We start from the raw sequence: 12,568 nt of genomic DNA, 5'->3' as shown, positions 1-12,568 counted from the left end.
ATTGTGTTTTGTCAATTACGAACCTAATTTCTTTTTATCTCGTCAATTATTCTCTGGGCTTCTATCGTAAGATTTTCACTTTCGTAGGTAACCAACAATTGATTTGGAAAATACTTATCATACCATTTCTGCTTCTCTTCCCATCGCTGTTTGTATTTTGGTAAATGCAACATTCCTACGTGTTCCCAATAGTATGTTTTCCCATTAACATTGATTGTAAAATCTGGGAGATAAAATGTTTTATCAGGAGCATACAATAGCGTTTCATATTTAAAACTGGTCATTTCGTTAGTAACCAAGAGGTTGGTAATAATCACTTCAGATTTGCTTCTTACCAAATATTCACTTAGGGTTGCTTGAACTTTTCCTTCCTCGTACCAAGCTCCCATACTTGAAAATTCCATCGGCAATGGTCTAAACGCAAATAAGGAAGAATTTATAAATTTTAGCTTTGAGCGTTCTGGCCTCCTTAACGACTGAAGAATACTCAAGTCTTTCTCAATAAAAATTCTAAGTTTTGTTTTTGCTCGTGTAATTCCTGTATAGATTAATTCTGTGGAAAGCAAAGTTTGCTTAGATTGTGGTATAATTAAATATAGATAAATGAACTCGCTTCCCTGAGATTTATGAACTGATATCGCATAGCCTAATTCTATATTTTCAACTACTTGATTTTCGTTATTAAACTCAATATAATATTGGGGCTGCCTATTGAATTTTACATTAAATCTCTTGATGTTTGTAGAATAATGATAGGATTTTTTATCAAACGGATGCATCCAAACCTGGCCAATTTCTCCATTATAAACAGCGACACGTTCCCATTTATCGATTTTATAGTTATTATACCAGTAAGAGTTTAAACCAGCTCGATTAGCAAATTGAATAATTTTATCAAAATAGGTTATTCCGCCGAGCAATCCTTTTTGAGCATTTTTACTATTAAGATTTGTTTGAAGTACTTTATTTAAGTGCTCCGTTCCAAATAATTCTCCTCTATAGGGCGAAACCACTTGATAATTCATAATATTATCGTTTCCGCTCTGTTCCATATCACTTTTTATAGAGGAGATTAGTTTTTCTTCCAGAGAAACATCATCTTCCCAAATAAGAACTTTTACATCTTGATCTAATTCACCATTTTCATTTATTTTTTTCAGTATATCTTCGGTGTCAGATTTGCTTTCAAAAGAATGTCCATCTTCTAGCACATAAATAGAGGCCAAATCAATAATGCCTGTGCCCTTGCCGTCAATCCTATTTTCCATTTGGCGCATATTATCACGCAAATGACCATACGCTTCCTCATCAATCTCTTTGATAAATTCAATAGTTTCTGCAAAAACTTTTCCCTTCCCAATTGGTGGTAACTGATTTGGATCTCCCACAAATATGATGCGCTTGGCATAATCCCAATTAATGGCTTTGAATAAGGTTGCCATTAGGGTCAAGTCAATCATTGAAGTTTCATCAACAATGTAGGTTGTGATATCACTCTCTTTTTTGCCTCCTTCTTTTTTGAAAGTAAAATTAGGATTGAGCCAACCTTTACTTGCTAAAAATTGATGAATGGTCTTCGCCTCTTCACCAGTTGCTTCCTTCATTCTGTCTGAAGCTTTACCAGTAGGCGCTAGAAGCAAACACTTTTCAGTATTATTTGAACTGAATTTTATCGCTTTTATAATCGCATTGATGACCGTTGTTTTACCGGTACCTGCTGCACCTGATAAGATACTGATAGGCTTTCTGAAAATTTGCTGGCACACCAAAACCTGACTTTCGACGGCAGTTCTATATTCTTCTGGAGCTTTTCTATCCAAATCACAATCCGCTTTGAAGATTTCGTTTTGCCATTTCGCTCCGGTAAAAGGTCTTTGCACATCTATTGCCAACCGTCCAACCAAATTTCGAATTTGTTTTTCAATTACCCGCTCTTGCTCGTAGATGTCTTTCAGATAGACATAAGTAATATTCTCTGCTGTTCTAAAAAAAAGCTTCTCTTCAAAAAATTCCTTTTCAAAATCAATGTATCCTTTATTAAATTGAATGTTTTTCCATTCAGGATAAACACCCATTTTTTGGTTTACCTTTTCTAGAATAGTGTCTTGATCTAAAAAAGAATGAACATCCTCTTTTTTGAGACAATCAATAATCAAAGCACGAAGTCTTCTGTTATCATCTTTGGGAACTAAAATATCCAAACTCAATTCCTGAGACGGTAACACTGCGTGGTCAATCTTTTCAAAGTTGATGATATCGCTTGCATCAGTACCAATGTATTCCTCCTGAATGATAAAAGGGTTTTCAAGGATTGCGTCGATGGAGGAATAAATATTATTCTGCTCTCTTTTATCATCCAATATCAGCTTGATCTGACTGGTTTTTAAATCAATTCTTGACAGTATATTTTCAATTAAATCTCGCTTGTTTTGATTCTCCAACTTGATACACCAGTTTTTCTGATAAGCTTTTAGTGTGGATGGATTAATTAAATTATCTACAAAATCTATAAGTTTTTTATCATTCAGATATCTAAAAATAGTTTCTTTTGCTTCAATTCCTTCGTTTATGGCTACCGCTTTTTTGTAGAAATCCATAAATTCCGGCATTTCCAAAGCTTCCAAAGCAGAATTTAGCCCAGGATAAGGCCCTCTTTTTTTCCAAAGTTCATTTTGCAATGATACTAACCAGGTCTTTCTTTCTGCCCAATTTTCTGTATCGTCTATGTCGATCAAAAAATCTACAATTTCTGTCAAACGTTCTACATAGATCAATGCGTCATCATCAGATATATGTTTGGTACCGTATTTAAAATTATCTGAAATTTCTGGTATATAGGTTATCCTTTCTAATATTTCTGGTTGGTCTCTGTACTTATGGTAAGGAATTGCAAATCCTTCGTCGGGAAATTTAGATGTGATAGGCAATTGCCATACAAATCCATCTGCATATTTTTTTTTATTTTCTTCAGATACATTTTCGTAATACATCACCTCTCCAATTCGCTTAATTCTGGAGATTCCTACCAGCACAAAATTTCTATCGTCCTCTTCGCTGAAGGGATTACTTTTGTTGGCATAATAAAATACAAGACTTTCGTTAGGTATTACTTCCTTAAAGAAATTTTTAGCTGCAGCTAACCTTTTCGTATAATTATAGGTCTGCGATGAATCTTTATCAGCCTTAATATCGTCAGAATACATCTGTTCATAGGGCCAAATACAGGCTGTAGAAGCCATAATTTCAAACTGTATGCCTTTGGAATTATCCTTAAAGAAATCAGGCGGATTACTTTCTCCCTTGATTGCAGCATTTCCAAAAGCATTGATGCTGTAAGAACAAGGTGGTATGCCGTCAATTGCTGAACAATGACATCCTGCTACATTTTCTTGCTCTTCCCAATCCAAGTCTCTGTCTTGCGAAATTAAATCACCTGGATAGGAATGCTGACCCACACAATGGGTATTGGCTCTTGGATTTTTGCAGATATGCCCGTTCCAGCCTTCATCGTGCCAAGCTAATCGTAAGGAGATATGTTTCATTTGCTAAAAATGTTTTTAATCATTCGATTTACTGAAAATTTAAAAATGGTAATAATTTCTTTTTTAGAGAATTGATTCTCTTTAATACTTTCAATAATCATCCTATTAAAATCTGTCCAAGGAATTTCTGCAGATCCTCTAATATTAAAACCGCCATCTTCCTTGTTGTAACGATTTCTTATAGCAAAATCCTTTTCCTCCCAGCCTTTTGACCACGTACCATCTCCCCATTCAATTGAATAATTAGGTAAGTCTTTAAAAAATTTAGAGTGTCTTACTTTCATCGGTATTAGTTTTTTATAGTGCTTATTTAGTTTTCTTTAAAGAAATCACGTCCTTGTTTTAAATAATAAGATTCATACTTTTCATCTTTTGTTTCCTCTTCCCAAAGCTCTCTCACTACAGCGTAGCCGTCATAATAAAACTTCATTCCTTTATTCCAGCTTTTCCATATTTCTTTTGAAATTCTTTCTTTTTCCTTCCAATAAAACTGCTCTGCACACAAATTAAAGTAATCTATTAATACATTATACATAGATTTATTTTCAATTAATGATTCGGTAGCTTTTAGTTCTTCAGTTGAACTTATATTTGACAATAATGTTAAGCTGTCATTCAATTCATCATATCTTTTATTAAATTCAGTGAATAAATCCTTTTCCATTTTTTCACGAGATAGATCAAGATTATTCTTTTGATATTTATTTGCAATATAGGCTGCTATAAGTCCTGCAAAAATAGTCGCTATTGTAGAAGTGAATTTTGAACTAATTTCTAATATTTCCATAGTTTAGTTTTTGTTTATAATCACACCAGCCTCACTCTCCCCGTCAGCAATTCCTGCATCATCCCTTGTTTTACCTTTCTTGCTTTGCCTAGTTGTGCTTCCAAAGCGTCCAGTTCCGCATCCATATCCGATAATATTGTGGCGATGCGGTTTTGCTCAAACAGACTTTTTGGACAAGGAAAATTAAATCCAACAAAATCCTTTTGATAAAGATGTATTATTGTAGAACCAGCAGTAATTCGATTCAAAAATTCATCAAAATGAAATGACATTAGTATATAGTAGAAAAAACGACTTGAAAGATTTGTGTACTTAGGTCTGGCTACAAATACACCACTATTCAATGTAGTTGGCTTCGACATTTTATCAACATACGCTACCTTTCCAATAGTTCCGTCTTTTGTTATTAAAACATCATCTATTTTGATTTGGATATTTCGATCTTGATCAAAACGAATTTTCTCTACAAATACACAGTTGTCCCAATCAATAAATCCATTTTTAAAATCTGTTCCTGTTATTAAATAATAATCTCCAGTAGTTTTATATTCAGATGTAGTTAAACCTTGCCATCCGATTCTTGCTTTTAAAACGAAATTTTCTCCAAGATTCTTAACTTCCCAATCTTCTTTTGGTGTCAACAATTCATGCATTGCGCCTTGTTTGATAAGGCGTTTTTTGTCAATGAGTTGCTCCAGGCTTGCTATCCACGCATCGGCATCACTCAAGGCTTCCGCTATCGCTTCTTGTTCGGGTAAGGGCGGAAGGGGAATTTGAAAACCTTTAATTTCATTAGAATTAATTCCAGGTTGTCCACTTCTCATTGAATTTGAAATAATCCAATTTTTATAATAAGTTGTTTGGGTGTTGTAAAAGATAAATTTTGAGTCAGCCTCTTTAGTATTCACTTTTAAACGTATTAAGAAACCTGCAAAAACTAATTTACCGTCGTTTTCTTTATACAAATAAGTTTTACCTACACTTGCTCCTGTTCTCGCAAATACGATTTCATCTTTACTTAAATAATACTTTTCTGAATTTACATCATTAACTGAAGACAAATTATCTTTTATAAAATTTCCTCCATCATCAATATCTGTAATTCTTAAATAAGTTGGTAATGTATCACTATATTTTACAGCAGATGCATTAATTCCATAATCAGGATTAGACAATAAGATACTGCCTAAATCAACAATTTCCCAATCCTCAGGTAACAATCCAATCTCCGTTTGCACCATTTTATTTTCCTTTACCATACAAATCCCATTTTTTGCAGGTGATACAATACTTTTTGTGATGCTTCCGCTGTTATGGTTTCCAAAGCCAGTAAAGCCTGTTGGTAACGGTCTGCCAGTTCCTTAATGCGTTGCGTCAAGTTTTGGCTCAACTTTTCCTGTTCGCTGTTCAGGGCATTTTGCAATACGGGTGTCCATTTGTGGTAAATCACCATATCTTTTATTTCGGCTTCGGTTAATAAAGGATATTGTGCCACCACTTTCATTTCCAAATTCTCTTCGGCTATTTTGATGAGTTTAGTAATACCACCCAAAGCTTCCTGCGTATCAATATAATTTTTGATGTATTTCAACTCTTCTTTAGAAGCATTTTCGGCTTTACGAATCTTATAAAAGTCTTTTACATTTTTAAGATTTATTTTTTCCAAATCACTGAAAATACCTTCTTCTGTACTGTTTTCTTCTTCTATTTCAGCCAATGCTTCCTGCGTTAAGTTCAATTGGTTTTCTAAATCCTGTAATTTTTCATTTTGTTCCTTGAAGAAATAATTGATGATCATTTCAGGCGTTATCATTCTGCCTTCAATACCCGCCAAACCTGTAATTTCTTTGTCAGCAGCAGTTTTACCATCTTTTCCTTTTTTACCTTTGATGACCAGTCGGGTGTATTCGTTTCCTGCTTTCCAGCCATCCAAAGCAATGCTGTAAAAATCATCCTGCATCACTTCACCCCAATATTGCATCAGATGTTGGTACATCGCATAATGGCTCACCAAAGCATTGTTCTCAAAATGCTGTAATAAGCTTTGTGCCGTCTGGTCAATACTTTCTTTCAAATGAAAACCTTTTTCCAAACCATCCCATTCGCCTTGTCGCTCCTGCAACCATTTGTCAAATGCTTGATGCATTTTGGCGTTAAAAGCTACAAACTCGGGATGATTAAAAATAGTAGATTTAATGTTTTCAGCGCCTACTTTCAATTCAAAATATCCATCCCTTAATTGATTGAACAAATCAGCTTTCAGCGAAGGGAACAAATCCCAATACGCCTGCAAACCATCCACATCTTTCTGCGGAATACCACCTTGCAAATGCCCGCCCAAATCCTGAATATCTTCTGCTTCCTGCGTATCGATATACCGTGGAATGTTGAGGTTGTAATCATTTTTAGGATCGGCAATTTCCGTCATACTCACCATTCGGCTAAACTTCGGCACTTCAGCAAAAGAATCAAAAACATCAGTAATCTTGCGGATGTCCTGTTCCCTCAATCTGTTTTTGTTACCATCTTTTACAAAACCCTTGCTTGCATCAATCATAAACAAACCTTTGCGGTGTTCAGCATTTTCTTTATCCAATACAATAATACAAGCTGGAATACCGGTGCCATAAAACAAATTGGCAGGCAAACCAATAATGGCTTTAATGTAACCTTTCTTTAATATATTCTTACGGATTTCACCCTCAGCATTCCCACGGAACAAAACACCATGAGGCAATACCACCGCTCCTTTTCCATTGGATTTTAAAGATTGTAAAATGTGCAGAAGAAACGCATAATCTCCGTTCTTTTCTGGAGGAACGCCCAAAGCAAAACGGTTGTACTCATCGTTGTCCACATTTATACCATTGCTCCAGCTCTTTAAAGAAAAAGGCGGATTGGCAACCACATAATCAAATTTTTTGAGCGTACCGTTTTCTTCTTTGTAAGATGGACGACTCAAAGTATTATCTGCAATAATGGTGGCAGTTTCAGCACCGTGCAGAATCATATTCATATGCGCTAAGTTGGCTGTAGTGGTTTCTTTTTCTTGTCCATAGAGATCAATATTTTTTCCCGCTTCATTCATTACTTTTAACAACAAAGAGCCCGAACCACAAGTAGGATCGTATGCCATTGTCTGGTGCGAAGAATTATTTTGATTAATCCCAATCACTTTCGCCAACACTCTTGAAACTTCGGCAGGCGTATAAAATTGTCCTTTAGATTTTCCGCTTTCCGTTGCAAAATGGCGCATCAAATACTCATACGCATCACCCAAAATATCGTCGCCTTCAGCAGAATTTCCAGAAAAATCCAAACTTGTATCATTAAAAATACGTATAAGGTTCGAAACCGTATCTACCAAATCTTTTCCTTTGCCTAATTTAGTTTCGTCATTGAAATCAGGAAATTCATTGAGTTTATTAGCTTCCTTGATTGGATTCAGAATCTGCTTATTGACCTTATCGCCAATCTCAGCGTTTCCAATCAAATCCACCATATCATCAAAAGATGCTCCCTCTGGAACAGTGATGGCACCATATGGGTCACCTTTGTATTTATCGGAAATATACTTTACAAATAACATTGTAAGTACATAATCTTTATATTGAGAGGCGTCCATACCTCCTCGTAATTCATCACAACTAGCCCATAATGAACTGTATAGCTCAGATTTCTTTATAGCCATTAATATCTTCTATAATTTAAAATGTTTAAAGATAGCCAAAATTTATAATCAAACGATTCAGCTTCCTAGATAAAGCATTATTCAGGAAAAAATCATGGAAAAATATATTTTTTTGTAATCTTACCAAAAAACCGAAACGAATACAATTAGTAAAAATTACGTTACACACTAAATTAACTTAATGTTAATATCAATATTAGTCCAAATTGCAATTCTAAAAGTATGAACATTAGTTTGGTATGATTGTAAAAAGTGGTTCAATAGAATAGTTAACTAAGAAAAAATTAAAGGAGATATAGGCTTGAGAGATCTGCTATATGTTCAAAATCCATTTTAAACTTCCCTATGAGATGATGGATTTTTTAAGAAAAAAGCTAAAAAATCTCTTGGCGATTTTTTGATCAATCTGAATCTACAAGAATACTACCAAACTTCATAAAACTCCTATAGACCACAAGCAAAATATTTACTAGCCAGTTTCTTCGAGAAGTATCAAGATTAGCATTGTGTGTTTTAACATATGCTAGTATGAGAGGTGAGGAGGATTGGAAAAGTGAGCAACCCAATTAATAGTAACCGCTTGCAGTATTTTATTAGTTAAGAAATAAAAAATTGTTTTTAGAGCAATTTTTCTGGCTTGCTAATCATCAAAGTCAAAGAATTCTTTTAAAGATATCCCCAACAGACCACAGAATTTTGCTATTGTATAAATTGTCAACCCTCTCTTATTGCTTTTACTTTCCCAACGATTTAATATTTGTCTATCAATTTCATATTTTTTAGCAAATTCAGATTGTGACAAACCAGTATTAGCTCTTAGAAACTTAATTCTATCAGCAATTTTATTTTTTAGCAATATATCTTCTTCGTTGAGTCCAGCCATAATGCAATTTTGTAAAAAATCACAACTTTCATGTAATCCATTTGGATTACATGAAAATTTTAGTATATTTGCAATAATATAAATGCAATTATTCCAATAAAATATTGAAGCAATTGCTTAGAATCTCGCATTAGAAAACTGGTAATTTTTATGTGTACGAGAAGATAAGTAAATTAGCTCACGACCGCGGCGTGGGCTCACTTATCGTACACGGGTATACCAGTGCCTCTAATGCAATAAGTTGAGTTCCACGCCTTTTTTTTGGTAAAAATGTAGTGAGTAAATATTTCAATGATGTAGTGAATTTATCTTATTGATCAAAGCAGTTCCTTTTAGTAATAATTCAGCTCAAATAAACTGCTTATGAAAAGAACAAGCTCATTGCCCCGAATGTTGAACGATCATCAGCTATATGAACTGCTGAAAAAAGGCAATCCCACCTCACTAGAACATATTCATTTACGGTATAAGAGACTTCTTTTCTGGATCGGAAAACAAATGCTTGAGGATGATTTTGTCGTGGAAACGCTTGTACAGGATACATTTCTTAAACTCTGGTTACATCGTGGCTCCATTGAAACACCAAATCATATCCTGGGCTTTTTGCGGTTCGTTCTGAAAAGAGATTGCATAACTTATTTCAATACTCCAAAAAATAAATTCGCACGCCTAACGGCTTCACTTGAAAGTTTTGAGAATTATCAGGATTACCTTATCGGTTATGACCCCAGGCAAGATGAAGAATATCTTCTCAGCCAGGAATCCGATCAAAAGAATTTTGATGAAGTTAAAACGGTTTTAAACGTACTTAGTCCCAAAAGAAGACACTTAATTAGACTTTGCCTTGAATATGGCTTTCATTACAAACCCATTGCAGAAGCGATGGGAAGCAATGTAAAAGACATTAGCAATGAAGTAAATAGAGCAATTGTTGATCTAAGAAAAATTCTTAATACAAGTTCTATTGAAGAGCCAAAAAGAAAAAAATCTGATAACATAGAAAAGTCAGAACTCAGCAGTCAACAAATGGAAATTATCACTAGAAGATTTGAACAGAAATCTTCATTTGCAGTCATTGCACGAGAACTCAAACTTTCTGAAAAAGAAGTCCATCAGGAGTTTCTTTGTGCTTATCAATATTTACAGAATCGGAAAAACTCTGAAATACCTATTTGATATGGAAAAATCCACGATGACACTTACCCGAAAAATTCAGTTGTTAATCGATGTTGCATCCGATCAAAAAAATGAAGTATGGGAAAAACTCTATCGGTACCAGAACCGATGTTTCCGAGCGGCAAACTTAATCGCCTCTCATTTGTATGTTCAGGAAATGATCAAAGATTTCTTTTACCTCACCGAAGAAATACAATACAAGTTAGCTGATGAAAAAAAAGATCATATGGGAATGTTTGACCGTTCGAGAACTGGTACTACAGCACGAATGGTCTTTGACCGTTTCAAAGGAGAAATCCCGACAGATATTCTAGGAAGCCTTAACAATACAATTCGATCAACTTTCTCTAAAAACAAAGCCGATTATTGGCAGGGAACAAAATCACTTAGAAATTATAAAAGAGACATTCCAATCCCACTTCCGGTTAAATGCATCAGTAAAATGAGATATGACAAGGAAACGAAAGCCTTTTGTTTCAATATGTTTGCGATACCTGTCAAAACATACTTAGGACAAGACTACACTGATAAGCGAGTGATTATGGAACGCCTGCTAAAAAAAGAGATCAAGCTTTGCAACTCACAGATCCAACTAAAAGACAGGAAGATATTCTGGCTTGCAGTTTTTGAATTTGAAAAGGAAGAACATTTTTTAAAACCCGAAATCATTGCGGAGGCATCCTTGTCTCTGGAACATCCAATAGTTGCAAAAGCTAACAATGTACGAATCAATATTGGCTCAAAAGAAGAGTTTTTGTATCGCAGGCTCGCAATTCAGGCAAGTCAAAAAAGGATTCAAGACGGTATAGTCTATGCCCGTTCGGGAAACGGGGCTAAACGGAAACAGAAGGCGTTGTATAAAACAGAGAATCTGGAAAGCAGATATGTAAGTCATCGGCTTCACCTATACAGCCGGAAACTTATCGATTTCTGTATCAAACAACAGGCTGGCACACTTGTTCTCAAAAATCAAGAGGACAAAATTGGAATTGCAAAGAAACAGGAATTCGTGCTTCGCAACTGGAGTTATTATGAATTGCAAACCAAAATAAAATACAAGGCTGAAAAAGCTGGAATTGAATTGATAATTGGATAGAAAAAAATACGAGGGTGCTTGTACACCCGTAGGGTGAGGTCTTAAAACACTCACTAAATACTTAACTGTATATACAACGGCGTGGGCTTTTTTTTAAGAAAATAAAAATTGAGCTCTTCTTGAAAGAAGCCACTTTAATTTTGAAAGTCTTAGTAATTAAAATTAAATTAAAAAAACTCTACTAAATTGCTTCAAAAAAGGTGATTGTATTTTATTTTACTGGAATTGGGAGTTGTACAATGGCTATCCATCTTTAGCTATAGTTATATTAATTATTTTTATAAAGAGTCATTAATAACCCATCATGTCTAATGTGAATAACATAGTAATCGCCCTTATAATAGTAACTCATACCTCCTTGTCTTTTAAAATCTTTTCCTGGATAATTTTCAAAATGTAAATTAATTTCTTCAATTAAGCTTTCAATAATATCTTTAATAACATCCTTTATGTCTTTCAAATGATATTGAAAAGACGTATTAGTTTTTGTATTAATATTAAATTGAAATTCTGAAACATGTCCTAAAATTATATGTAGATATCTTTCTAAATTCCACCAAATTGGAATTTTTGTAAATGTTAATCTTTCAGGTTTAAAATAAGTTGCTAATTTTGATAAAATAGTAAATAAATCAGTTCTACCATTAAGAAAACTTAGGTTTCCGCCAGATTCATCTTTAAGATTTTGCATTAAAATATCAACACTTTCTTTTATTTTAACTTCAAGTATTTTTCTAAACTCATTATCTTCATCCTCTGTTAATGATTCATATAAATATTTATATTCAAGTACATAGTATCGTACATCATCACAATACTCATTAAGTGCAATTTTAGTTGGTAGAATATAATTATTTGCAATAATCTCGTATGCGATTAATTGTTTTTTTTCAAAAATAGTCAGAAGAAAACCGTCTTTTATAATTGAATTATAAAAACCAATATACATTTTCGGAGCATCGAAATTGCTTGCATCAAATTTTATTTCAATAGGATTAGGTAAAGTCCTTAAATCTTTTTTTGCGTATTCATTTGTTAGATTATATGGTATAGAATAAATTCCTTCAATAGAATTTAGATCTACGCCTTCATAGAATAAGTCATATTTTAATTCAGTACTAATGTCTGAAACGTTGTCATCAATTTTTAGGTGTGTAAATGCTATCGACAAAGGAATATTTTCATCCAAAGATTTTTGAAGTAATTCTCTTTCGTCTTTTTTATATCGAATTACACCCACTAAAGATTTTCCATATTTTTGAAATTCTGGAGAGTTATATCTAAGATAAATTGTTACAACTTGATCATATTGACCAAATTTTTGATATATAAATTCCTGATTATAATCTGACATATATTTATTTTTACAATTACAGCTAACGTTCTGGCATTT

The 12,568-nt window shown here is 33.8% G+C and carries 9 protein-coding genes; 2 read left to right on the top strand and 7 right to left on the bottom strand.

Annotated elements, in window-relative coordinates; translation table 11 throughout:
• Positions 1 to 23: 23 nt before the first annotated feature.
• The 6 genes from JOE44_RS22800 to JOE44_RS22775 all read right to left on the bottom strand — a co-directional run bounded on the left by JOE44_RS22800 (position 24) and on the right by JOE44_RS22775 (position 8,903).
• Complete coding sequence (locus JOE44_RS22800; protein WP_209787916.1) at positions 24 to 3,542, bottom strand: AAA family ATPase; 3,519 nt, start codon at positions 3,540 to 3,542, stop codon at positions 24 to 26.
• Positions 3,539 to 3,826, bottom strand: a complete 288-nt coding sequence (locus JOE44_RS22795) for a hypothetical protein (RefSeq protein WP_209787913.1) — start codon at positions 3,824 to 3,826, stop codon at positions 3,539 to 3,541. Before JOE44_RS22795 ends, JOE44_RS22800 begins: the two co-directional genes overlap by 4 nt.
• A gap of 26 nt (positions 3,827 to 3,852) precedes the next feature.
• Entirely contained in the window at positions 3,853 to 4,329 is a 477-nt protein-coding gene (locus JOE44_RS22790; RefSeq protein ID WP_209787911.1) for a hypothetical protein, read from the bottom strand.
• Between the two features lie 20 nt (positions 4,330 to 4,349).
• A complete protein-coding gene (locus JOE44_RS22785; RefSeq protein ID WP_209787908.1) occupies positions 4,350 to 5,588 on the bottom strand; it encodes a restriction endonuclease subunit S in 1,239 nt (412 codons plus the stop codon).
• Positions 5,582 to 8,020 carry a type I restriction-modification system subunit M gene (locus tag JOE44_RS22780; protein ID WP_209787905.1) on the bottom strand — a complete coding sequence of 813 codons (2,439 nt, stop codon included), beginning with the start codon at positions 8,018 to 8,020 and terminating at the stop codon, positions 5,582 to 5,584. The genes JOE44_RS22785 and JOE44_RS22780 overlap by 7 nt, the downstream gene beginning before the upstream one ends.
• A 640-nt stretch (positions 8,021 to 8,660) precedes the next feature.
• Positions 8,661 to 8,903, bottom strand: a complete 243-nt coding sequence (locus JOE44_RS22775) for a helix-turn-helix transcriptional regulator (protein ID WP_209787903.1) — start codon at positions 8,901 to 8,903, stop codon at positions 8,661 to 8,663.
• Between the two features lie 363 nt (positions 8,904 to 9,266).
• Here JOE44_RS22775 and JOE44_RS22770 point away from each other — a divergent pair, with 363 nt between their 5' ends.
• Together JOE44_RS22770 and JOE44_RS22765 are read left to right on the top strand one after the other, a co-directional pair.
• Positions 9,267 to 10,079, top strand: coding sequence for a sigma-70 family RNA polymerase sigma factor (locus JOE44_RS22770; protein WP_209787900.1), 813 nt, complete (start codon positions 9,267 to 9,269; stop codon positions 10,077 to 10,079).
• Between the two features lies 1 nt (position 10,080).
• Positions 10,081 to 11,175 carry a hypothetical protein gene (locus JOE44_RS22765; protein ID WP_209787897.1) on the top strand — a complete coding sequence of 365 codons (1,095 nt, stop codon included), beginning with the start codon at positions 10,081 to 10,083 and terminating at the stop codon, positions 11,173 to 11,175.
• Between the two features lie 268 nt (positions 11,176 to 11,443).
• On the opposite strand, the gene JOE44_RS22760 is transcribed toward JOE44_RS22765, so the two are convergent.
• Entirely contained in the window at positions 11,444 to 12,529 is a 1,086-nt protein-coding gene (locus tag JOE44_RS22760) for a hypothetical protein (protein WP_209787894.1), read from the bottom strand.
• Positions 12,530 to 12,568 lie beyond the last annotated feature (39 nt).

It is taken from the genome of Chryseobacterium sp. PvR013 (assembly GCF_017833095.1).
Taxonomy (GTDB): domain Bacteria; phylum Bacteroidota; class Bacteroidia; order Flavobacteriales; family Weeksellaceae; genus Chryseobacterium; species Chryseobacterium culicis_A.
The sequence above is the reverse complement of the archived record's forward strand: the minus strand, read 5'-3'. Positions and strand labels throughout refer to the sequence as shown.

What these genes read in the sequence shown, in the direction of transcription:
- JOE44_RS22780 (WP_209787905.1), bottom strand. Translation starts at nt 8,020, where the DNA reads ATGGCTATAAAGAAATCTGAGCTATACAGTTCATTATGGGCTAGTTGT.
- JOE44_RS22785 (WP_209787908.1), bottom strand. Translation starts at nt 5,588, where the DNA reads ATGGTAAAGGAAAATAAAATGGTGCAAACGGAGATTGGATTGTTACCT.
- JOE44_RS22760 (WP_209787894.1), bottom strand. Translation starts at nt 12,529, where the DNA reads ATGTCAGATTATAATCAGGAATTTATATATCAAAAATTTGGTCAATAT.
- JOE44_RS22795 (WP_209787913.1), bottom strand. Translation starts at nt 3,826, where the DNA reads ATGAAAGTAAGACACTCTAAATTTTTTAAAGACTTACCTAATTATTCA.
- JOE44_RS22770 (WP_209787900.1), top strand. Translation starts at nt 9,267, where the DNA reads ATGAAAAGAACAAGCTCATTGCCCCGAATGTTGAACGATCATCAGCTA.
- JOE44_RS22800 (WP_209787916.1), bottom strand. Translation starts at nt 3,542, where the DNA reads ATGAAACATATCTCCTTACGATTAGCTTGGCACGATGAAGGCTGGAAC.
- JOE44_RS22775 (WP_209787903.1), bottom strand. Translation starts at nt 8,903, where the DNA reads ATGGCTGGACTCAACGAAGAAGATATATTGCTAAAAAATAAAATTGCT.
- JOE44_RS22765 (WP_209787897.1), top strand. Translation starts at nt 10,081, where the DNA reads ATGGAAAAATCCACGATGACACTTACCCGAAAAATTCAGTTGTTAATC.
- JOE44_RS22790 (WP_209787911.1), bottom strand. Translation starts at nt 4,329, where the DNA reads ATGGAAATATTAGAAATTAGTTCAAAATTCACTTCTACAATAGCGACT.